Source organism: Streptomyces odontomachi, from assembly GCF_024435355.1.
Classification (GTDB): Bacteria; Actinomycetota; Actinomycetes; order Streptomycetales; family Streptomycetaceae; genus Streptomyces; species Streptomyces odontomachi.
Window position 1 is genome coordinate 1 of sequence record NZ_JAMJWG010000050.1, and the last position, 23,130, is coordinate 23,130.

Genomic DNA, 23,130 nt, shown 5'->3' on the forward strand with positions numbered 1-23,130 from the left:
GCACGCACCCAGGCGTAGCAGCCGCTGGAGACGAACGTCCGCGTCCCGGCCGGGATCCTCGCCGTGATCTTCTTCCCGGAGGTGGCCTCCGCATCGCCATCCGCGCCCGTGGCACCCCCTGACGCCACCTTCTTGCCCGAAGCGTCGAGCGCCCGCCATGTGCAGGACGCACTTGGTGTCAGTGCGCGGTAGGTGCCCGCCGCGGGCCGTTTCTTCGTGCCGTCCGGGAAGCCCGACTCGGCCGCGTGCAGCACGGCGGCCTGATCCGGGCAGAGCTGGGCGATGGCGTCCCGGGCGCCGGGGATGTCACCGCTGATCACCGCGCCCACGGCGGCGTCCCGGTCGTGGGCTGCGGTGCGCTGCACCCGCTGGCAGGCTTCCTGGCCGAGCTGGAGCACCGCCGCGGGATCCATGTTCGCGGGCACCCGTCCGCTGAGGTACTTCTTCTCCTGCTTGGTGAACGATCCGGTGGCCGGCGTGAGCCGGGAGTCGGGCAGCGTCGGCACGTGCGAGGCCGAAGTCGACCGGTCCTGGCCCTGCTGTCCGGACTGGCCGGCGGCTTCCTGCGGGGCGGCGTGCGGCGAGGCGACTCGGGCACTGCGTGCCGGGGTGGGTTCGCCGGACGAGCATCCGAACAGGGTGAGGCTGGCGGCGGCCAGCACGGCGCAGGGCGGGACTGCACGCCGGATGCGCCGGGTACGTCGATGCATGAAGGGCTCCTGTGGCCTGACGAGTGTGGGCGGCTCGGTACTCCGGCCGGCGGGTCGGGTCGGTGGGTGTGTGACTTCACGTCACGGCCGGGGCGGTGGGCACACCGCCGCCCCGGGGCGGGGACCTACCCGGCGCCGAAGGCCGGCACCAGCCCCCTGCGGGGCTCTTGAGGGCAGTGCCGGACGGCGCTGCGGCAGATCGAAGCGCAGGTGGAATGCGTGGACCGAACTGCCGAGCCCGCCGGTGCACCGGATGTGCCTACCAGTTGGGCACGGTGACGGTCAGGGCCGCCGACTTGCCGCTGGTGTTGCCCGCGCCGTCGGTGGCGGTCACCTGGTAACTGTGCTTCTCTCCGCGTTCGACGTCGGTGTCGTTGAAGGTCACCCGGGGGCGCGACCACTCGAACGACTCACCGTTGACGGTGTACACCGGCGTCGCCGCGCCGTCGCGGTACACCTTGTACGTCAGCACGCTGTCGTCCGTGTCGATGCTGGAGCGCCAGCTGATCCGCACCCGGTCCGCACGCGCGCTGTCCACGCTGACGTCATCCGGCACCCAGGGCACACCGATGTCCGGCCCGGACGCGAAACGGGTCAGGCCCTGGCCGGGGGAGCCGTTGACGGTGGTGAACTCGCCGCCCACCCACAGGTACTTCGTCGTCCCCGAGGTGGCGATGGTCATGGCGCGCGGGCCGATGCCCTCACCGATGCCGTCGTTGGTGTCCGGGAACCAGCCGAGCAGAGTCGGGTCGTCGGTCGGCTCGGCCATCAGGTGGTGGCGCCGGCCGTCGGGGAACTCGTCCATCGTGGAGCAGTCGTGGGCGTGTGAGGCGCTGTAGAGCACGCTGTCGTACGCCAGCACGGATTGGGTGGCGCCGAGACAGGTGTCCCGCCAGCGCTGGTCGAAGGTGCTCGCATCCAGCGCGGTACGGCCGTCGAAGACGCCACCTCCGGTGCCCTCGTTGCCGGTGTAGAAGCCGTCGGCGTCGGCGTCGATGGTCTTCACGACCGAGGTGCGGGAGAAGAAGCCCAGCCGATAGGACTGCACGTTGGCGCCGGTGGTGGCGTCGACGACGGCGAGGGCGTGGGAGTCGTGGCCGTTCACGTAGAAGAAGTCACCGCCGAGGGCCACGTACTTGCCGTCCTCGGACACCGCAACGGCCCGCCCCGGCTCGTCGGCGTCAGCCCGGAAGGGCAGCACGCCTCCGGTGGTGGCGTCCAGTGCGGCGAACCGCTTGCGGGGCTGGGAGTCCGCGGTGCTGAAGTCGCCGCCCACGTAGAGCGTGTCGCTGGTGGCGGCGATGGCCCGTACGGTTGCCGGGAAGGCGGCGTGGAAGCCGGGCCTGGGTGCGCAGCTGGCGATGTCGATCGCGGCGAACGAGCTGGTCTGGACGCCGTTGACGGAGCCGAAGTATCCGCCCACGTACAGCGTCTTCTGGTCCGGCGAGACGGCGAGCGCTCGCACGGTCGCGGTGCCGCTGCCCACCGCGAAGGACAGACGGCACGAGGTGGGCTTGCCCGTGGCGGCGTTCATCGCGACGAAGTTGACCGCGTTCTGTGGGTCCCCGGTTTCCCCGTTCGGGGGCCTGACCTGCGAGAACGTTCCGCCGACGAAGATCGTGTCACCGGCCTGCGCCAGCGCCCACACGACCCCGTTCGTCTGCCAGGTCGGCAGGTCGTCGGCCGTGAACGCGACCGGTGGCGTGAGGGCGGCGGCCGGCGGCGCGGCGCTCACCCCGAGCCCGGCCGTCCCGAACGCAAGGACGAGACTGGCGCATAGCGCCCTGGATCTGTACATGTACCCCCCAGGTGGATAGAGCAGTGGATGAGATGAGACCTAACTCAAAAAGGCTGAATAGACAGCTGAAAAACCAGATCCGCTGGCGAACCATACGGGTCCGCGGAGTGTCGCGGGTCACACTTGACGGAATCCAGGACGAAGGGCCACCGGACGGCTACGCACCGGCGCGGACCCGGGACGCCGCCCCGGGTCACACCCCGCCCGCGCACCTGCCCGCCCCGGCGCGCACGCTCTCAGCGGTCTATGCGCACCGCCGCCCCGGCGAGCTGCTCCTCCACCAGGCGGACATCGGCGTCGACCATGATCCGGGCCAGCTCGTCGACGAGAACCGTGGGCTTCCAGCCGAGCACCGTCCGGGCCTTGGACGCGTCACCGATGAGCGCGTCGACCTCGCTGGGCCGCTCGTACTTCGGGTCGTAGCGGACGTGGTCGCCCGCGTCCAGACCGGCCTGGGCGAACGCGGTGTCCACGAACTGCCGTACGGTGGCCGGGACGCCGGTCGCGACCACGTAGTCGGACGGCTCGTCGTGCTGGAGCATCCGCCACATCGCCTCGACGTACTCCGGGGCGTAGCCCCAGTCGCGCACCGCGTCCAGGTTGCCGAGGTAGAGCCGGTCCTGTAAGCCCGCCTTGATCCGGGCGACCGCGCGGGTCACCTTGCGGGTCACGAAGGTCTCCCCGCGGCGCGGTGATTCGTGGTTGAACAGGATGCCGTTCACCGCGAACATGTCGTACGCCTCGCGGTAGTTGACGGTGGCCCAGTACGCGTACACCTTGGCGGCGCCGTACGGGCTGCGCGGGTGGAACGGCGTCGACTCGTTCTGCGGCGGGGGCGTGGCACCGAACATCTCCGAGGACGACGCCTGGTAGATCCGGGTCTGCACCCCGCTCGCCCGGATCGCCTCCAGCAGCCGCAGCGCCCCGAGCCCGGTCACGTCGCCGGTGTACAGCGGTGCGTCGAAGGAGACCCGCACGTGCGACTGGGCGCCCAGGTTGTACACCTCATCGGGTCTTATGTCCCGCAGCAGGTTCACCAGCGCCACGCCGTCCGACAGGTCGGCATGGTGCAGCACGAAGGAACGCTCGGCCTCCTGCGGGCCCTGGTAGATGTGGTCTATCCGCTCGGTGTTGAAGCTGGACGAGCGCCGGAGCAGGCCGTGCACCGTGTACCCCTTGGAGAGCAGCAGCTCCGCCAGGTAGGAACCGTCCTGCCCGGTGACCCCGGTGATCAGCGCGGACTTGGTCATGAGATGTGCTCCCTTCCGGCCGGGCACTGCCCCGAAGGCAGCCCGGCATATCCTGATGTATGGCCTGAATTCATGGATCCACCGGACCGATGCCAGGGTGCCCTGGCATCATCCAGGCCATGACCGCATCGCCGCTGCTGCCCGACCGGGCCCGTATATTCGTCGCCGGACACCGCGGGCTCGTGGGCTCCGCCCTCACCCGGCGGCTCACCGCCGACGGCCACGAGGTCCTCACCCGCACCCGGGACGAACTGGACCTGCGGGATGCGCCGCGCACCGCCGCCGTGCTGAAGGAGCTGCGCCCGGACGCCGTCGTGCTGGCCGCGGCGAAGGTCGGCGGCATCCTGGCGAACAGCACCTATCCCGTGCAGTTCATAGAGGAGAACCTCCAGATCCAGCTGAGCGTGGTGGCCGGCGCGCACGCGGCCGGGGTGCCTCGGCTGCTGTTCCTCGGCTCCTCGTGCATCTACCCGAAGCTGGCGCCCCAGCCGATCAGCGAGGACGCCCTGCTCGGCGGCCCGCTGGAGCCCACCAACCGCGCCTACGCGCTCGCCAAGATCGCCGGCATCGTCCAGGTCCAGTCCTACCGGCAGCAGTACGGCGCCCCGTACATCTCGGCGATGCCGACCAACCTCTACGGCCCCGGGGACAACTTCGACCCGCAGACCTCCCACGTGCTGCCGGCCCTGATCCGCAAGTTCCACGAGGCCCGTGCCGAGCGGCGCGACGAGGTGGTGCTGTGGGGCTCCGGCACGCCCCGCCGTGAGTTCCTGCACGTCGACGACCTGGCGTCGGCCTGCGCGCTGCTGCTGCGCGCCTACGACGCCGACGAGCCGGTCAACGTCGGCTGCGGCACTGATCTGACGATCCGGGAGCTGGCCGCCGTCGTCGCCGAGGTGACCGGCTTCACCGGGCGGATCGGCTGGGACACCGGCAAGCCCGACGGCACCCCGCGAAAGCTCCTGGACGTCTCCCGGCTGACCGCCCTCGGCTGGCGGCCCGCCATCCCCCTGCGGGACGGCATCGCCGCCACCTACGCGCACTGGCGTGCCGCGGCGGGCGTCTGACGACGCCCCGGCCGTCCGCCCCACCCCGGGCACCGCGCCCTCGCCCACCACCGTTTCCCCCGCCGCCCCTCAGTACGCGCCGCGTCCGTCGACGATGGCGCGGAAGGTGCGTGCCATGACGTCGATGTCGCTGGTGAACGACCAGTTGTCCACGTAACTCAGGTCCAGCTGGACCGCCTCGTCCCAGGACAGGTCCGATCGGCCGCTGATCTGCCAGAGCCCCGTCATCCCGGGCCGCACGGACAGCCGGCGTCGCTCCACCGGGGTGTAGCGCGCCACCTCGTCGGCGAGCGGTGGGCGCGGGCCCACCAGCGACATCTCACCGCGCAACACGTTCGCCAGCTGCGGCAGCTCATCGAGCGAGGTGCGTCGCAGCAGTCGGCCGATTCGGGTCACCCGGGGGTCGGAGCGCATCTTGAACATGGGCCCGTCCTGCTCGTTCTCCCCGGCCAGCTCGGCCTTGCGGGCATCGGCGCCGACGTGCATGGTGCGGAACTTCCACATCGTGAACGGCACCTCGTCCTGCCCGATCCGCTCGTGCCGGTAGAGCACCGGGCCCGGCGAGGTCAGCCGGACGGCCAGCGCGATCGCCACCAGCAGTGGCATGAGCACCAGCACGACCAGCGCCGCAAGGGTGCGGTCCAGGGCGTACTTGAGGGCCGGCTGCAACCCGTGGCGGAGCGGGGGCGCGATCCGCAGCAGGGCCAGGCCGCCGGCGTTGCTGGTGTGCAGACGCTTGACGGACACCTCCACGAGCCCGGGTGCCACGGCGAGGTCGAGACCGGCGTCGTGCAGGCCCCACGACAGCCGGCGCAGCCGCTCGCCGGAGAGCTGGGCCCCGGCGGTGACCAGCGCGAGGTCGGCGTCGCGCGTGCGGGCGGCGGCCAGCACGGCGGCGGTGTCGGCGGCCGGGTCGACGGGCGCGCGGCGGCCCAGGCGGGCCACGATCGGGACCCCGCTGCTCAGCGTGGAGCCGCCGACGGCGACCACGCCGACGACCACGTACGGGTGGTCCGTACGGCTCGCCAGGTGCCCGGCCACGTCGTCGGCGGCGGTCGGCTCGCCGATCACCAGGACCCGGATCACGGCTTGGGCCGCGCGCCGGGTCGCCATCAGATGGCGGTAGGTCAGCTTCTGGCACACCAGGGTCGCCAGCAGCGCCGGAACGAGCGCTGCGAGCATCCGCAGCGGCGGGTGCCGTAACTCGGCTGCGACCTGCACCAGGGCCAACACGCCCAGCAGGATCAGCCAGTCGTGCAGGACGGGCAGCGTGCCGCGTGACTCGCCCAGCGTGCGTCGCGCATAGCGCGATCGGCAGAGCCGCACGGCGGGCCAGGCGAGCCCCGCGAGCAGCGCGGGCAGCACCCACGCCCGTAAGGGGGCGTCCGGCAGGCGCAGCAACAGCGCTACGGACAGACCGGGTCCGAGAAGATCGACGAGGAGCGTGAGGGGCAGGTATCCGTGCGGTTTGACCCCGAGCGCAGCAGCCGCCGCCCGGGGCCCACGGGTCCTTGTCTGTGCGGTACGGGCCTCGGGTGCCTGAACATGCCGCATGTACCCCCCTGGACCTTATGCCCTGACATTCTGTTGTCCATCCCGTTACGCCGAGCCCCCGGTCGGCGACCACGTGACGTGGCGGCGAACAGTATGGCAATCAATTGTGTGATGAGTGCGCATTTCGTGAACGACGTCAGAGAGTTGCGGGGAAATCAGGCCATTCGGCGTGGCCGCTTGCTGCAACACGATTCCGGATATCGGTGCTCAGCTGGGAGTGAAGGGGTGTGGTGAGGGCGCAGGACGGTGTAGGGGCGCATTGGGTCAGCGCAGGGCGCGCCGGGGTGGATGGAGGCGCACGGAGGCGCGATACCGATGGACGCCGGTCCGGCAGCGCCCGGTTCCGCCCCCGAGTCGTCCGGCGTCCTGGCGCGAGGGACCTCCCCGGAATTCCACCCGGGGCGGTCGGGCACGGCGCACGCGCCATCCGCCCGACGCGACCGGGAGTCAGGTCGCGCCCCCCGAGGGGGCGTCCGGATACCGTCCCGTCCCCGTCGCGAGATGCCTCCCGCATGCGGTAATGCGGATACTGCGTTTTCCCGGGGGACCTGTGGTCCACAGTCGCTCCGCGACGGGCCGGACCCCCAGCCGGAAAAGCAGGCCAGCCGGGGTGACCGGCGCGGACATCGCGCGGGAAACCGGAGTAACGCCGACGCGGTCAGCACGGCAGCGCCGCGTCGAACACCGACCAGCCTGGGGGGACTCCATGCCTGACGGACCTGACCACGCCGTGCCGCCCGACGGGCCCGACCACGCGGCCCCCGGCGGGCTCGACCGCGTCGTGCCCGGCGGACGCGACCGCGTGGTGCCCGGTGATCCCGACCGTGCGACGCAGGGCGGGCCCGATCGCGCCGGACCCGGCAGCAGCGACGCCACCGCGCCGGACGGTGCCGACCGTCCCAGAGCCGACGGCCCCGATCACGCGACCCCCACGACGCCACCCACGACATCCGCCAAGGGCCGGTCAGGCCATCGCAGGGATCCGTTACGCGGTCGGCGCCGCGCGATCGTGGGTCTGGTGCTGGGGGTCCTCGTCCTGAGTCTCGCTGTCGGGCTCGGCCTGGCAGGGAGCACCGGCGGCCCCGACTCGACCCCGGGTCCTGCCGCCGTCGCGCCGTCGACCGCACTGCCCTTCGACCTGCCGGACACCCGGACCCTGCGCGCCGGCCCGCACCTCGTCTTCGCGCACTACTTCCCGCCGTACCCGTTGTCGCTGGACAACCAGCCCGCCGACCGTGACTACTACACCCGCAACTACCTCACCCCCAACGGCGAGGGCGGCAAGCACGCCGCGTACGGCGGACTGCTGCGCGACCGGCCGCCGCCCGTCCCGCCCTCCTCGGGCGACTGGCGGCTGACGAACATGGAACGCGAGGTGCGCACCGCACGGGACGCCGGGCTCGACGGCTTCAGCGTCGACATCCTCGCTCTGACCGGCACCAACGCCGACCGGGTCGGCACCCTGCTGCGGGCCGCTCACGCGGCGGACCCGGGCTTCAAGATCATGCTCATGCCCGACATGACGGCGTTGCACTCCTCTGCCCAGGCGCTGGCCGACGCACTCGCCCGATGGGCCGCAGCGCCGTCCGCGCACCGTTTGCCCGACGGGCGGCTCGTGGTGTCCCCCTTCAAGGCGGAGGCACACTCGCCCGCCTGGTGGACGCAGGTGACCGACCGGCTCGCCAAGCAGCACGGCATCCGTACGGCCCTCGTGCCGCTGTTCCTGAACTACCGGTCCCATGCACAGGAGTTCGCCTCGATCAGCTACGGCTTCTCCGCCTGGGGAAACCGCAGCCACACCGGACAGAACGCGATCCCCGGCGACGTCCGGCTCGCCCACGGCCTCGACAAGAAGTGGATGCAGCCCGTCGCCGTCCAGGACGCCCGCCCGAACCAGGCGATCTACGACGAGGCGGGAAACACCGCCCTGCTGCGCACCACCTGGCAGCACGCCATCCAGGACGGCGCCGACTGGGTACAGCTGACCACCTGGAACGACTACTCCGAGACCAGCCAGGTCGCGCCGTCCCTGCACAACGGCCACGCCTACCTGGACCTCTGCTCGTACTACCTGACCCGCTTCAAGACCGGGAAGTGGCCCGCCCTGGTGCGGGACGTGGTCTACCTGACCTCGCGGGTGCAGTTCGCGGGCAATCCCAGCGCGACGCACCAGTCCCGGCTGATGCGCCCACGCCACGGCACGGCGACCCCGCGCGACGACGTCGAGGTGCTCACCTTCCTGACCGCGCCGGCCACCGTGGACGTGACCGTCGGCACGGCACACGGCCAGGTGGCGGTGCCGGCCGGGGTCCGGGCCACCCTACGGCCGCTGCGGACCGGCCTCAGCTCGGCGACGGTACGCCGTGCCGGCCACACCGTCGCCACCGCCGCCACCCGCTGGCCGGTCCGCGACCACGTCGACGTCCAGGACCTCCAGTACTACGCGGTGACCAGCGGGCGCCCGGGGGAATCCGGGAAGCCGTAGGCCGTCCGGACACCCCGGTCGGGCCCGGCGGACCGCCACGGCCGCCGGGCCGACCGGGCCGGGATGATCGCAAGCCGCTTCGTCCTGTAAGGTCGTACCTGCGTGATCGCGGCAGTGCGGACACCACACCACCGTCGAGCGGTGGCCCGGTGCCCGCAGTGACCAGGATCACGACCGGGACGTGGCGCAGCTTGGTAGCGCACTTGACTGGGGGTCAAGGGGTCGCAGGTTCAAATCCTGTCGTCCCGACTTTTCGAACCATCGAAAGTCGCAGGTGAGGGGCCGTTCAATGAACGGCCCCTTTGGTTTTCGCGGTTTCTTCGCACCGTCCGCGCGGCCTGCGGTCAGGACAGGTTCCACCGCTGGTTGGAACCGCCCCCGCAGGTCCACAGCTCGACCAGGGCGCCGTTGGACGTCGAGGCTCCCGTCACGTCCAGGCACAGGCCGGACTGGACTCCGGTGATGCTGCCGTCGGAGTTGACGTTCCACTGCTGGTTGCTCTGGCCGTTGCACGTCCAGATGACGACCTTGGTGCCGTTGCTGGTGCCCTGGTTGTCGGCGTCCAGGCAGCGCTGGTTGCCACCGCTGTACACGGTGAGCTCCCCGCTGGAGGTGTGGGTGAAGAGCTGGTTGGAGCCGCCGGTGCAGTCCCAGATCTGTAGCTGCGTGCCGGTGGTGGTCGACGCGTTGGGCACGTCCAGGCACTTGCTCGCGCCGACGGCGTGCACCTCGGTGGCAGAACCACCGTCGTCGCCGCCCGTCACGCCGGCGTCGGCGATCACCTGTTGGGCGCCCGACGGCCAGCTGGTACCGCTGACCTGGACGTTGCCGGACAGCACGTTGTTGTGCGGGGAGCCGGTGGCGACCTGGGTGGCGCCGGAGTTGTACCAGTTTCCGGAGAAGGTGCTGTCGTTGGTGTTGTTGTTGCCGTTGGCGTTGGTGAAGGCCCACACCCCGGAGTCCTGGATCACGTTGCTGCTGAGGTTCACGTACTGGGAGCCTTCGTCGAGATAGAGGCCGACGGTGTTGTGGTTGTCGTAGATGTAGTTGTGGTCGATGCTCGCGCCCGGGTTGGCGGACAGGTTGTAGATGCTCCCGCCGTCGTGGAACACCTTCTTCGTACCGTGCACCAGGTTGTGGCTGACCACGGTGTTCTTCAGGGTGGTCGCCGTGGTGTAGACCGGCTGGTAGTCGTACAGGCCGCGGTTGCGGTAGTCCTGGCTGCCGCCGGCGTCGTTGGCGCCCCAGCCCCAGCCGACGTCGATGCCGTCGTAGGCGAGGTTGGAGACCTCGTTGTGGCTGATCACCGCGTGGGTGACATAGGTCGACAGGATGCCGGCCATGTCCTTGTAGTCCTTGGCGACAGCGCTGATCCGGTTGTCCTGGATGGTGATGTCCTCGTTCACCATGGCGGGGTCGGACGGGTGGTGCGCGTCGGGCTGGACGCCGCCGACCACGATGCCGGCCCCGGAGTCGTCGGTGAACGTGCTGCCCGAGACCGTGACGTCCGAGGCCCCCAGGCCCACCCCGAGGCCGTGCGCGTTGGGGTCGTTGCCGATACCGAGACCCACCTGGCCCAGGTGCGCGAAGGTGTCCCCGGTGAAGCTGATGGTACGGGCCGCGGAGACCTGCACGGCCGCCGGCATCTGGTTCCAGTCGTTGCGGGCGGCCTCGAACAGCTTGCAACCGGACTGGCAGGACGTCAGGAAGTCGGAGGGCTGTGAGAAGGAGCGCGCCAGGAACGTGCCGCTCTGCTGGTCGGCGTAGCCGACGTCGGTGCTGGGTTGCAGCCACGTGGTGTGCTCGAAGCCGATGCCCTCGAAGCCGATGTCGTGGGCCGGGTCGGCGTAGCTGCCGCCGAGTTGCAGCAACGAGGTGAGGCGGGGCAGCTCGATGTCGTGGGAGGCGGGGGACCAGCCCGAGGGCGCCTTGTAGTACAGCTGTCCGGCCTGCGGGTCGAGATACCACTGCCCGGCGTTCTTCAGGAAGGAGTAGGAGTTCTCCAGTTGCAGGCTGCCGCCAGCGAAGGGGCTGGCCAGCGTGTCGTAGCCCCAGTTGTTGTTGTTCCACGCCGGCTGCTGCATGGTGATCGTGCTGCCGCTGATCGACTTCACAGGGGCGTAGCGGTCGGTGAAGGAGTTCTGGCTCTCCAGCTCGATCCGGTCCTGCTGGGGCAGCGAGGCCAGGTAGTTCAGCGCCGAGTTGACGATGGTCATCCCGCTGCCGGTGATCTTCACGTCGCTGCGGGAGATCGAGATCGCCGCCCGGGGCGCCAGCGTTCCGTCGACGTACAGCTGCCGCGAGTCGGTACCCGCCGGTACTGACGCGGCGTAGATGTTGTTCGCGGAGTCCTTCAGCGACCAGCCGGTTACCTGCTGCCCGCCCGACAGCACCGGATCGGCTCCCGGAGCGGCCTGCCAGACGACGGCGTGCCCGTTGCTGCCGGAGTCCGCGGCACCGAGCGTGAGCGGGGCGGACAGGCGGTACGTGCCGTCCGCCAGCTGTACCGCGATGTCCCCGGTCATGCTGTCGTTGACGGCCTCGACGGAGGCCTTGGCTTGGGTCAGGGAGCAGGGCGCCGACGTGGAACAGGAGCTGCCGCTGCCGGTCGGCGAGACGTACAGGGTGGCCATGGCCGCTGCGTGGGCCGTCACGGCCGGCGCGGCGACGACAGCGCCGGCCATCAGGGCCGTGACGGCTGCGCCTATCAGCGGGCGGCCGCGGTGCGGGCGCCTGCGGGGGGTGAGTCTCATGGTTCGCTCTCTCATCGGGCGGTCGGGGGTTCGGACGGAAACCGGCCGGGGACGTCGTCCCGGAGGGGCGTCCCCGGCCGGAGAGGGCCGGGCACGGCTTCGAGTCCTTGCGGCGGAGCCGCGGATCAGCCGCGGTCCGCGCAGGTGATCAGCCGCGGGTCCACTTCTGGTTGCCGCCGCCGGTGCACTGCCACAGTTGGACCAGGGTGCCGTTGGCGGTGCCGGAGTTGCTGGCGTCCAGGCACAGTCCGCTCCTGACGTTGGTGATGGTGCCGTCGGAGTTGAGGTCCCACTGCTGGTTGGTGCCGCCGTTGCAGTCCCAGATGATGGCGCGGGTCCCGTTCGCCGTTCCGTTGTCGTCGTCGTCCAGGCACTTCGTGCCGTACACACGCAGTTCCTTGGCGCTGGTCGGCGTCCACTGCTGGTTGGTGCCGCTGTTGCAGTCCCACAGCTCGGTCTGGGTGCCGTTGGTCTGGCTGAGGTTGGGCACGTCCAGGCAGCGGTTGGCGGCGCTGTTGCGCAGTGCGGTGGCGCCGCCCGGTGACGTGGAACCACCGTCGTAGGCGGCCTCGGTGATGCTGGTCTGCACCGCGTTCTCGGTGGCGTCCGAGGGGTAGCCGGCGGTGATGGCGCCCTCGAAGAACTCGCCCTGGCCGGAGACGCTGTTGTCGCCGCCGGTTCCCAGCAGCAGCGAGCTGTCGGTCTTCATGGGCGAGTAACCGTTCGGCAGGCCTCCGGAGTACGTGGTGGTGAGCCCGCCGCTGGTGGCGTCCCCGTATTTCAGCGTGAAGTTGCTCGTCCCGTTGTTCTTCTCCCAGGCACTGACGAACGGGTCGTGGACCCCCTGGTTGCTGGGGTCCTTGTTCGAGCCGCTGCCGGTGTGGAACATGCCGTTCTCGAGGTCGGCCTCGACCCAGGGGCCACTGCCCACGCAGTTGCCGAACCAGCAGGCGTTGCCCCAGTAGATGGCGTTCATGGTGGCGTCACCGGTGTCGGTGTGGGTGTTCTCCCCGCTGCCGTAGTCGAAGCAGCACCACTGGTTGGTGTAGTTCGACGAGGTCACCATGTAGATGCCCTCCGGCTCGGAACCGGTGGGGGCGCCGTCGGCATGGTCGATGCGGTAGCCGGTGCCGGGGGTCACCTTGACGCCGAAGACCTGGTGGCCCCCCGCGGTGACGGGCAGGGCCGCAGCGTCGGCGCCGATGTCCGCGCCGTTCGGGCCCGGCCCCTTCCAGAAGCCACCCCAGGAGATGGGCAGGTCGTTGTGCCGGGCGGTCTGGTCGTAGATCTTGGTGATGGTGCAGGAGGTGCTGGCGCAGAAGGACGTCTGGGCCGACGCGTCGGCGTAACCGCCGGCGGTCAGCACCCCCACGTCACGGTAGGCGTGGTCGGAGGCACGCTGGACCTGGTACAGCGGGCCGTCGTAGGCCGCGAACAGCGCCCGGGTCGTGGCGTGCGCGGCGATGCAGGGGGTGCCGCCGGCCGCGTAGATGTCGCAGGGCAGCGAGGACGCCGCGGCCTTGGCGGGCTGCGCGGACGACGCGTTCGCGACGGACCCGCCGCCCATGAACACCGCTGCCATCGCCAGGGCGAGCAGGATCACGGTGAGGGGTCTGAGGCGGCGTAAGCCGGTGAGGGGGGAGAACCTGCCGTTGTACATCGGAGCCTCCTTCGGAGGGCAGAGGGGCGCGACGATGTCCCCGCGGAACGACACGCGAGGTCGGGCCGCGTGCATGTGCGTGCTTGCTGCCGGAAGACGAGCGTTGGCAGGGGGCACCTTGCCGGCGCGGAGTTCCCTGCACGAGCATCGGCACAGTCGCCGGCACGATGGATCAGTCTTATGAGCTGTGTGCTGGTCGCCCGAACGTGGCCCGGACGCCTTGTGGGCGATGCGGCCGTCGTAGGGCGTTCACACGAGAACGGCGTCGCTGACGCCGGGCCCCGGTGCCCCCGTGTCGGACATACAGCTTGTTTTACCAGGTCAGAGCAGTTCCTTGAGCGTGCACGGTGCTGGAGGGGAGAGATGTGAGCGCTCACCGCATGAATGTGAGCGCTCACATTCAATGGGAGAGGTCGACGGCATGAGCAGGGCCGCCGAAGTTCCAGACCCCCAACAAAGCTGAAAATGAGACTGACACATCTCTCGGTCGCATCTCAAGGTGTGCGACTCAAGTCTTTGTCGGCCGCGGAAGTTACGACAGGGACCACTGCTGGTTGCTGCCGCCGTTGCAGGTCCACAGTTCGACCAGCGCCCCGTTGGCGGTGCTCGATCCGGTGACGTCGAGGCACAGGCCCGACACCGCACTCGTGACGGTGCCGTCGGAGTGGAACACCCACTGCTGGTTGCTCTGGTCGTTGCACGACCAGACGATGGCCTTGGTCCCGGGACTGGTGCCGTTGTCGTCGGCGTCGAGGCACATCCGCGCGCTGCCGTCGTAGACGGTCAGCTGCCCGCCGGAGGTGCGGGTGAAGAGCTGGTTGGAGCCGCCGCCGCAGTTCCAGATCTGCAACTGGGTGCCGGCAGTGGTCGTCGAGTCGGGCACGTCCAGGCACTTGCCCGCACCCACCGCGTGCAGCTGGCCACTGGTGGCCCCGCTCGACGATCCGGCCGGTGTCAGGTAGACGGCGAAGGCGTCATGCGCGGCCTGGAAGGTGAGGGGAACCGTCACCGAGCCGGCCGAGGCGCTCACGTCCTGGTCGTAGACGACCTGCGGGGCGCTCAGCGGAGCCTGGTCGGCGATCCGCTGGACCGTCATGTGCACCGATCCGCTGTCGGCGAGCCAGGGGACCGACGCCAGACCGTTGAAGGTCACCGTGGCAGAGCCGGTGTACCCGTTGCTGTCGCCTATCACGGCCACCGCCCGCTTGGCGGAGCTGTCCTCGGATGCGGAGACCGCGGTCGAGCCGACCTGCCCGGAGGTGGCCACGAGGGTGCCGGTCATGTCCGCGTAGGCGCGCATGGCCCACCAGTTGCCGGTGGGCTGCCAGACCCCGTTCACCTGGGTGAGGATCCCGGTCAGGTTCGGCGTGATGCAGCAGGACCAGTTGCCGCGCATCGCGTTGGTGTACCCGGACTGGGCGAAACGGGCCAGGTACCAGGCGGTCACCCCCGCGGTCTGCCGGTCGGCGGGTTGGTACTCGTTCGCGGACAGCGGCCTCGCCCCGATGCCGGCGGTGGCGAGCGCGGAGTCGATGGCCTGGCTGACGGTCACCGGGTCGTCGACATCGCCCTCGTCGTGGTTGGTGATCATGTCGGGGACGGTGCCCGCCGCCTTGACGTGGGAGAGCCAGGTGCTCCACTCGCCGGGGTTGCTCTGCGGGGTGAAGGCCAGAGACGGCCCGACGATCTGCGCGTCCGGGGCGATGCGGCGGATCTCCCGGTATGCGGTGTCCCACATCTGGAAGTACTGGGTGCTGTTCATCCCGCGCTTCCAGAAGACGGAGATGTCCGGCTCGTTGTAGATGTCGTAGGCGAAGGGCAGGCCCGACGCCTGGAGCGCGCCGACGGTGGCGTCGATGAAGCTGATCCAGTTCGAGCAGTCCCCGTTGTCGCACGGGTAGACCGTGTTCGACGGCTGTCCGCCGTTGTTGCCGTAGATGTCGCTGATGAGTACCTGGTACTGGGCGTGGTAGGGCGACTGGGTCAGCCGCCGGGCCTGGGAGACGATCGACTGGATGTCCGCCTTGGTCGCGGAGCCGTAGGTGTATCCGTCCTTGATCCAGCCCCCCGAGAACCATCCGCCGCCGCGGAACGCGTTGACGCCCAGGGGCTGGAGGTACTGGTCGACCGGCTGGCTGCCGTCCTGGCTGATTCCGTAGAGGAACCCTTCGCCCACGCCCGTCGACGGGCCCCGCGTGGCGGCAAGGTCCACGCTCAGCGACTCGCTCGTGGCGGCGCTGCTGTGGACCGGCGAGGCCAGCAGTGCCACCGCGGCCATGACCAGCGAGGCGGCCGAGGCCAGCAGGCGCCTGCCGCGTCTCATCGTTTTCGACTTCATCACGTCTCCTTGTCTGGACGCCGCACGGCTGCGGCGCGTTCCTGGAGCAGAAGCTGTCGTGGTGCCAAGGGGCGGGCGCTGTTGTGACGGCTGCTCGACGGGAGACGCACCCTGGACCCGACCGCTCCGGTCTGGCCCGGTCCGGGCCGGCACCGTGGCCGGTCCTGTGCCGACGGGTCAGGACGGGCTGGCCGGCCCACGGGGCAGGGAGCGCTGTTCCACGGTGCGTTGGCAGCGGTCAGTCATGCGCCGCCGTATCGAACCGATTCCGCGAATCGATTCGCATGGACGGTAGGGCCGATGCCCGAAGGGGTCAAGGCCCCGAGCGGGATTCACCCCCGTGGTGCGCCCTCGGCGACGACGTTCACGCGGGCGTCGGCGCCTGTGCTGCGGCGGGCTGGTGCGGCTCCGGTGCTCGAGCGCAGCGAGATCGGCGGGGTGAGCAGAATGCGACGGGGATGTGTGTCCGGGGCGGCGATGCGCTCGATCAGCAACGACACGGCCTTCTCGCCCATCTCCTGCGCGGGCACGTCGGCCGCGGTGAGGGGCGGGTGGAAGTCCTCGGCCCAGGGGCGTGCTGCGACTCCCGTGACGGAGAAGTCGTGCGGAACGCTCAGCCCCGCACCGGCGATCGCCCGCTGCATGCCGGGCAGGGCGGCTTCGTTGATCGTGGTGATGGCGGTGAGATCCGGGTGATCGTGCAGGAGTTGCTCGACGCTCTCCTGGCCGGAGCGGGCGTCGTCGCCGCACATGATGTCGATGCCCGCGATCCCGCGCTCCCCGACGGCCGTGGCGAAGCCCTCCAGCGCCCGGTGGGCCGGGCCGTAACCGGCTGTCACCAGCTCGGGGGAACGGCTGACCAGCGCCACCTTCCGGTGGCCCAGATCCGCCAGGTGGTGCACCGAGTGGTGGATGAGGCCGGCGTAGTCGATGTCGATCCAGCACATCTGGGGGTCGTCTGCGGTGTGTCCGATGCCGACGAAGGGCAGTCGCGCCTGCTGAAGCCTGCTCACACGGGTGTCCCGCAGGCGGATCTCCATCAGGATCACCCCGTCGACACGGCCCTCGGAGATCAACCGTTCGAACGACCGGTCGTGATCGCCGCCGGACGGAGACAGGAGCACATCCAGGTCCGCGCGGGCGGCGGCTTCCACCACGGTTCCGACGAACTCCAGTTGCATGTGGGTGAGCCGGTTGCCGGCCGGCGGGATCACCAGGCCGATGGTGCGGGTCCTGCCCTCTTTCAGTGCCCGGGCGGTCGCGTTGGGCCGGTAGCCCAGTTCGTCGATCACGTCCTGGATCCGCTTGCGGGTGCTGACCGCGACGGGGCGCTTTCCGCTGAGTGCGTACGACACCGTGCTGCGGGACACGCCGGCGCGGCGCGCGATCTCCCCGATGTTCATGCAGCTCCTCACGTGTACCACTCGTTGTCATGCTATCGCTGGCGAACCGGTTCGCGCTCGGGACCGTGCGCCCGGCGGCGGGGAGCGGGGCGCAATTCCCGCAGGAGACTCGTGCGGCAAAGGGCGGACGCCGTCTTGACGGCCCATGGGAAGCGTCCTTAGGTTCGGTGTCGAATCGATTCGCTTCACCTGTCGCGACAACTGTCGCCGTGAGCGGTGGTCGGGTCGGTGTCCCTTGCCGCGGGCGGGCAGGCACGAATCGAAGGGGAACAGGTGCGATGAACAGATACATCCGGCGGCAGATGATCGTCGCGTCACTGGCCGCCGGGTTCGTGGCGTCCACCGTCACCGCATGCGGGTCGTCGTCCTCGGGTGCGTCCGCGGCCGGTGGCACGTACACCGTCTGGGACCCGTACCCGCAGTTCGACGGCGTGTCCGCCTGGGGGAAGTTGCTTGACGGATGTGGCCGAAAGGCCGGGGTGAAGATCAAGCGAACGGGCTTCGACACGACCGACCTGACCGGCAAGACACTGCTCGCGGCTCAGCAGGGCAGCGCCCCGGACGTGCTGATCGTGGACAACCCGGTGGTGTCCACGCTCGCGGAGGCCGGCGTTCTGACCGGCACGGACGAGAACGAGATCGACACCTCTCAGGTGGAGCCCAACCTGCTGGCGGCGGGCCGCAGCGGCGGCAAGACCTATGGAACGCCCATCGGTGTGAACACGCTGGCGCTCTACTACAACAAGCGCATAGTGGAGGCCGCCGGCGTCGACCCCGCTTCGATCAGGAACTGGGCGACACTCAACACGGCGTTGGCCAAGGTCAAGGCGGCGGGCAAGAAGGGCATCACGTTCTCGGCGATCGGCACCGAGGAGGGCAGCTTTCAGTTGTTGCCCTGGTTCTGGGGCTCCGGCGCGCAGCTGACCGATCTCGGCTCCGACAAGGCGGTCTCCGCAGTGATGCTGTGGTCGGACTGGTTGAAGAAGGGCTATGCGCCGAACTCGGTGATCAACAACACCCAGACCACCAGCTGGCAGGAGTTCAGCACCGGGAAGTTCGCCTTCGCCGAGAACGGCACGTGGCAGCTGGCGAAGGCCAAGAAGACCGGATTCGAGTACGGCACGATCGCCATCCCAGCGGCCTCTTCCGGTACGGCACCCGCGCCGACCGGCGGCGAGTTCGTGACGGTACCGGTGCAGCACGACAGCGGTCGCTATCCCACGTCGGAAAAGATCGTCTCCTGCCTGACCAGCTCGAAAAACCTGCTGGCCACCGACACGACCCTGTCGTACATCGCGCCGACGGACGCGGTCCAGGACCAGCAGGCCAACGCGACCCCGGAACTGAAGACGTGGGTGCGGGCCGTACACGCGGCCAAGGGACGCACCGGCGACGACCTCGGCACGAAGTACCCCAGGATCTCCGAGCAGCTGTGGGGAGCGGTCCAGGCGGCTCTGAGCGGTGCGAAGTCACCGAAGGAGGCGATGTCCGCGGCGCAGTCCGCCGTCTCCCGATAGTGCTCCGGCTCAGGTCCCGACGGCGACGAGCGGGGCTGTTCACCGAAGGATCCAGACCGCCGATGGACACCACCCTACGGACATCGGACGCCTCCGCCGCGTCCGGCAGCCCCGACCCGGGGCACACCCCCCACTCGCCCGCCACCACGACGGCAGGACCACGGCGCCGGGCGCCCACCCGGCAATGGGCCGCCTGGGGGTTCCTCGCGCCGGTCGTGATCTACCTGGGCGCCTTCTACGCCTATCCGCTCTACCGCAACCTCGACCTGTCGCTCCGCGACTACACGGTGCGCTCGTTCGTGCAGGGCGGTGCGCCCTTCACGGGCCTGGAGAACTACCGAAAGGTCCTCGACGACCCGACGTTCCTGCCGGCCCTGGAGCACACGGTGCTGTTCACCGCCGTCTCCCTGCTGTTCCAGTACACCATCGGGCTGGCCCTGGCCGTGTTCTTCGCGCAGCACTTCCGGCTGTCGGCAGTGCTGCGTGCCCTGTTCCTCGTTCCCTGGTTGCTGCCGCTGATCGTGTCGGCCTCGACCTGGTCGTGGATGCTGAACAGTGAATCCGGCATCGTCAACACGTCACTCGGCTGGGCGGGCATCGGTCCGGTGGACTGGCTGACGTCACCGTCGTGGTCGCTGGCGTCGGTGATCATTGCCAACATCTGGATCGGCGTCCCCTTCAACCTGGTCGTGCTGTACAGCGGTCTACAGACCATCCCCGCCTCCTTGTACGAGGCCGCGGCACTGGACGGCGCGAACGCCTGGCAGCGTTTCCGGCGGGTGACCTTCCCGCTGCTGAGGCCCGTCTCCGCGATCACCCTGCTGCTCGGCCTGGTCTACACGCTCAAGGTCTTCGACATCATCTGGATCATGACCAAGGGCGGTCCCAGCGACTCGTCGACCACCTTCGCGACGTGGTCCTACCGGCTGGGCTTCGGGAACCTCCTGCCGCAGTTCGGCCCGGGAGCCGCCGTCGGCAACCTCCTCGTGGTGATTGCCCTGGTCTTCGGTCTGATCTACATCCGCGCCCAGCGAAAGCAGGCCGACTCATGAGCGCTGCTGGCCGTGCCTCCTGGTGGAAGACGTCTCTGGGCCTGATCTTCACCGCCCTGATGCTCTTCCCCGTGTACTGGATGATCAATGTCTCGTTCACCCGGGACCAGGACATGCGCAAGTCCCCGCCGGACCTGTTCCCGGCGCACGGCACGCTCCACGGCTACCGGCAGGTGCTGGACCAGCAGCTGCCGTATCTGGGCACGAGCCTGGTCATCGGCCTCGGCACGGTCCTGGTCACGGTGGTCCTGGCCGCCCCGGCCGGATTCGCCCTGGCGAAACTGCGGCCGCGCGGGGGCGGGGTGCTCAGCTTCCTCATGCTGGTGGCGCAGATGATCCCCGGCATCATCATGGCGATGGGCTTCTACACCATCTACCTGAGCCTGGGCTTCCTGGAGTCCGTCCCCGGCTTGATCGTCGCCGACTCCACGCTGTCCGTACCGTTCGCCGTCCTGATCTTCACCGCGTTCATGTCCGGTATCCCGGCGGAGCTGCTCCAGGCGGCGAGAACGGACGGCGCGGGGACCATGCGCACCTTCTGGTCCATAGTGCTGCCGATGAGCCGCAACTCGACCGTCACCGTGGCGCTGTTCGCCTTCCTGTGGTCCTGGTCGGACTTCATCTTCGCCAGCACCCTCGACGGCGGAGGCGCCCACCGGCCCATCACGCTGGGCATCTACCACTACATCGGCAACAACAACCAGGAGTGGAACGCGATCATGGCCACGGCCGTCGTCGCCTCACTGCCCGCGGCTCTCATCCTCGTCCTCGCCCAGCGCTACGTCGCCGCCGGAGTCACCGCCGGCGCGGTCAAGGACTGAGGACTCCGTATCGACCAGCCCACACTCCGCGGCCTTGCCGAGCACCCCGACATGGATCGAGTTCCCGCCGATGACGACCGCCACTTCCCACGGCCCCGCCTTCACCCTCCAGGAGATACCGTTCAGCCACCACGGATCGTGGTTCGACATCTCACCGGTCATCGGCCCCCACACCCGGGCCGGCGATCTGCACCTGGTCTCCCACCAGAACGGCCTGCATCCCGTGCTGCGCTTCGTACCGCTTCATCCCGGCGGCGGTGAACGCGCACGAACCACGTGGGACGCCGTCCCTGCCACGTTGACCTGGCGCGACGACAGCGGACGGCGGATCGACCTCGTGTACGAGAGGGCCGACACCGTCCGGCTGCGTGGGCACGACCTCGATCTCATGATCGTTCCGGCGCTCTCGGAGCTGACGCCGTTCAGCGGTACGTACTTCCACCGCGATCCCGTGGACGGTTCGTACCAGTTCACCTCGTACGAGACCGGGCGCCGCTACCGGATCACCCCTCTCGGGGACGCGGTAGTGGCTTCGGCGGGGCTGGAAGGCCTGGGCGGCGTCACCCGTCGGCTCACGCTGTCCGGTCCGTGTGGTTGGGAAGCGGTGATCGAGGAGATCGACAGCGCCCGGGCGCCGTACGCCCCTGCCGAGGACTTCACCAGCACGGCGGAACGCAGCGACCGGGCGTTTCGCGACTTCGCAGCCTCCGTGGCAGCGCTGCCGGCCGACCAGGCACCGGCCGCCGAACTCGCCGCCTACGTCCTGTGGTCGGCCACCGTCCGCCCGGCGGGCTTCGTCCGGCGCCCCGCGGTACTGATGTCCAAGCACTGGATGGACAAGGTCTGGAGCTGGGACCACTGCTTCAACGCCCTCGCGCTGGCGCCGGGACTTCCGGACCTGGCCTGGGACCAGTTCCAGCTCCCGTTCGACCACCAGGAGGAGACCGGCGCGCTGCCGGACTCCGTCACTCACTCGGAAGTGCTCTACAACTTCGTCAAGCCGCCCGTCCACGGCTGGGCGCTGCGCCGACTGCGCGAGCGCCTGCCGCGTCGACCGGGGCCCGACGAGCTGACGCAGACCTATCGGCGTCTCAGCCGCTGGACGGACTTCTGGCTCGTGGCACGTACCGCGCCGGGCCAGGCCCTGCCGCACTACCAGCACGGCAACGACAGCGGCTGGGACAACGCCACCACCTTCGACGCCCGGCGCGTGCTGATCACCGCCGACCTCGCCGCCTTTCTCGTCCTGCAACTGGCCGAACTGGCGGAACTGGCCGAGGAACTGGGCCGCGCGGAGGACGCGGCCCGGCACCTGCGGACGGCCGAATCGGTCCAGGAAGCGCTGCTGGAGGAGCTGTGGTCCGACGGCCGCTTCCACGGCCGCTCGCCGGGGACCGACCAGCTCTCGACCAGCCGAAGCCTGCTGGACCTCATGCCGATCGTCCTGGGGGAGCGTCTGCCCCGCGAGGTCAGTGCGCGGCTCGCCGATCGCATCGCCGCCCACCTCACCCCGTACGGCCTGGCCACCGAGCACCCCGACTCGCCGCACTACGAGCCGGACGGCTACTGGCGCGGTCCCATCTGGGCCCCGTCCACCGTCCTCGTCGAGGACGGCCTGCGCCGCGCCGGGCACACCGACGTGGCCGACGAGGTCAGCAGCCGCTTCCGGTCGCTGTGCGAGAAGTCCGGCTTCGCGGAGAACTTCGACGCGCTGACCGGTGCGGGACTGCGCGACCGCGCCTACACCTGGACCGCGAGCAGCTACCTGCTGCTCGCCGACGACCACCACCGACGTACCTCGGCGGCTCCGCCCCGTTCTATGCCCCGGTAGCCGGATGCAGGTCCGGGATGTGAGGGGCGTGCCACGAGACCCGGGTCGCGCCGCCGGTCGGGGCCAGCCGGTCCTGAAGGTCGTCGGCCAGGGTGGCGCGGCCGGTGTCGCGCAGGTGCTGGGCGTACCGGGCAGGGTCGTTGTAGTAGGTCGGGCCGGTCTGGAGGGTGGTCTGCATCGGGTCCGGCAGGGCGCCGGGGCCGCCCGCGTACCGCATCCACCATTCGGCCAGGTGGCCGCGCATCCGGTCGGCGAGGGCCGGCTCGTCGGCGAGCAGGTCGCGGGTCAGGTGCGGGTCGGCGGTGACGTCGAACAGCGACTCCCACTCGGCGCGGAAGCACCCCGGATGGTAGGTGCGGATGTAGAGGTGGTCCCGGGTGCGTACCGCCCGCTGGTAGGTGTGGGCGCCGTGGCCGAGGACGAGGTGGTCGCGGGAGTCGATCCGCTCGCCCCGCAGCGCCGGCGCGAAGGAGGTGCCCTGCCAGCCGGACGGCACCGGGATGCCGAGCATCTCGCACAGCGTGGGGGCGTAGTCGATGTTGTACAGCAGCGCGTCGCAGTGGCGGGCGCCGTCGGGGAGGTCGTCGGTCACGCCCGGCCAGTACACGACCAGCGGCAGCCGGTGGGTCGGCTCGTTGGCCAGGCCGTGTTCGGCGTACGAGCCCTGCTCGCCGAGTGACTCGCCGTGGTCGGCGCTGACGACGATCGCGGTGTCGTCGGCGATGCCCAGTTCCTCCAGGGTGCGCAGCAGCTCGCCGAAGTGGTGGTCCCAGTACATGACGGCGCCGTCGTAGCCGTTGGCGAGGAGTTCGAAGTCCGCACGGGTGCGGATCGCGTCCGGCATGGCGTGCGGTGCGGACGAGTCGCGCGGGCCGCGGAAGTAGTGCAGGT

General features: G+C 69.9%; 15 protein-coding genes and 1 tRNA gene. 7 read left to right on the forward strand and 9 right to left on the reverse strand.

The window, feature by feature from the left end; genetic code table 11:
* From NQO67_RS42615 to gmd, 3 genes are all read right to left on the reverse strand, one after another.
* The coding region (locus tag NQO67_RS42615; protein ID WP_255956019.1) for a hypothetical protein at positions 1–710 on the reverse strand (710 nt) is incomplete at its 3' end.
* Between the two features lie 259 nt (positions 711–969).
* Complete coding sequence (locus NQO67_RS42620; RefSeq protein ID WP_255956020.1) at positions 970–2,508, reverse strand: fibronectin type III domain-containing protein; 1,539 nt, start codon at positions 2,506–2,508, stop codon at positions 970–972.
* A gap of 236 nt (positions 2,509–2,744) precedes the next feature.
* Positions 2,745–3,758: a GDP-mannose 4,6-dehydratase gene (gene gmd, locus NQO67_RS42625; protein WP_255956021.1), complete on the reverse strand. Its 1,014-nt coding sequence runs from the start codon at positions 3,756–3,758 to the stop codon at positions 2,745–2,747.
* 119 nt (positions 3,759–3,877) lie between these two features.
* Here gmd and NQO67_RS42630 point away from each other — a divergent pair, with 119 nt between their 5' ends.
* Complete coding sequence (locus tag NQO67_RS42630) at positions 3,878–4,825, forward strand: GDP-L-fucose synthase family protein (RefSeq protein ID WP_255956023.1); 948 nt, start codon at positions 3,878–3,880, stop codon at positions 4,823–4,825.
* Positions 4,826–4,894: 69 nt separating this feature from the next.
* On the opposite strand, the gene NQO67_RS42635 is transcribed toward NQO67_RS42630, so the two are convergent.
* Positions 4,895–6,379, reverse strand: coding sequence for an exopolysaccharide biosynthesis polyprenyl glycosylphosphotransferase (locus NQO67_RS42635; protein WP_255956024.1), 1,485 nt, complete (start codon positions 6,377–6,379; stop codon positions 4,895–4,897).
* Between the two features lie 706 nt (positions 6,380–7,085).
* Between NQO67_RS42635 and NQO67_RS42640 the strand changes: the two genes are divergently transcribed.
* Positions 7,086–8,864 carry a glycoside hydrolase family 71 protein gene (locus NQO67_RS42640; RefSeq protein WP_255956025.1) on the forward strand — a complete coding sequence of 593 codons (1,779 nt, stop codon included), beginning with the start codon at positions 7,086–7,088 and terminating at the stop codon, positions 8,862–8,864.
* A 175-nt stretch (positions 8,865–9,039) separates the two neighbouring features.
* Positions 9,040–9,113 (forward strand) — tRNA-Pro (locus NQO67_RS42645).
* A gap of 95 nt (positions 9,114–9,208) precedes the next feature.
* Here NQO67_RS42645 and NQO67_RS42650 read toward each other — a convergent pair.
* The 4 genes from NQO67_RS42650 to NQO67_RS42665 form a co-directional block, all read right to left on the reverse strand.
* Positions 9,209–11,617, reverse strand: a complete 2,409-nt coding sequence (locus NQO67_RS42650; protein ID WP_255956026.1) for an RICIN domain-containing protein — start codon at positions 11,615–11,617, stop codon at positions 9,209–9,211.
* A 148-nt stretch (positions 11,618–11,765) separates the two neighbouring features.
* Positions 11,766–13,277 (reverse strand): arabinofuranosidase catalytic domain-containing protein, encoded by a 1,512-nt coding sequence (locus NQO67_RS42655; protein ID WP_308295754.1) that lies wholly within the window; start codon positions 13,275–13,277, stop codon positions 11,766–11,768.
* A gap of 532 nt (positions 13,278–13,809) precedes the next feature.
* Positions 13,810–15,615, reverse strand: a complete 1,806-nt coding sequence (locus NQO67_RS42660; protein WP_255956028.1) for a ricin-type beta-trefoil lectin domain protein — start codon at positions 15,613–15,615, stop codon at positions 13,810–13,812.
* 332 nt (positions 15,616–15,947) lie between these two features.
* Positions 15,948–17,018, reverse strand: coding sequence for a LacI family DNA-binding transcriptional regulator (locus tag NQO67_RS42665; protein WP_255956029.1), 1,071 nt, complete (start codon positions 17,016–17,018; stop codon positions 15,948–15,950).
* A 278-nt stretch (positions 17,019–17,296) separates the two neighbouring features.
* Between NQO67_RS42665 and NQO67_RS42670 the strand changes: the two genes are divergently transcribed.
* From NQO67_RS42670 to NQO67_RS42685, 4 genes are all read left to right on the forward strand, one after another.
* Complete coding sequence (locus NQO67_RS42670; protein WP_255956030.1) at positions 17,297–18,535, forward strand: sugar ABC transporter substrate-binding protein; 1,239 nt, start codon at positions 17,297–17,299, stop codon at positions 18,533–18,535.
* Positions 18,536–18,597: 62 nt separating this feature from the next.
* The gene (locus NQO67_RS42675; RefSeq protein WP_255956031.1) at positions 18,598–19,587 is read left to right on the forward strand and encodes a carbohydrate ABC transporter permease; all 990 of its coding nucleotides are present in this window, start codon (positions 18,598–18,600) and stop codon (positions 19,585–19,587) included.
* Complete coding sequence (locus NQO67_RS42680; protein WP_255956032.1) at positions 19,584–20,408, forward strand: carbohydrate ABC transporter permease; 825 nt, start codon at positions 19,584–19,586, stop codon at positions 20,406–20,408. The genes NQO67_RS42675 and NQO67_RS42680 overlap by 4 nt, the downstream gene beginning before the upstream one ends.
* Before the next feature lie 70 nt (positions 20,409–20,478).
* Entirely contained in the window at positions 20,479–22,239 is a 1,761-nt protein-coding gene (locus tag NQO67_RS42685; protein ID WP_255956033.1) for an amylo-alpha-1,6-glucosidase, read from the forward strand.
* Here NQO67_RS42685 and NQO67_RS42690 read toward each other — a convergent pair.
* On the reverse strand, positions 22,226–23,130 hold a 905-nt coding region (locus NQO67_RS42690; protein WP_255956034.1), incomplete at its 5' end, for a sulfatase family protein. The two genes, NQO67_RS42685 and NQO67_RS42690, sit on opposite strands and share 14 nt — an antisense overlap.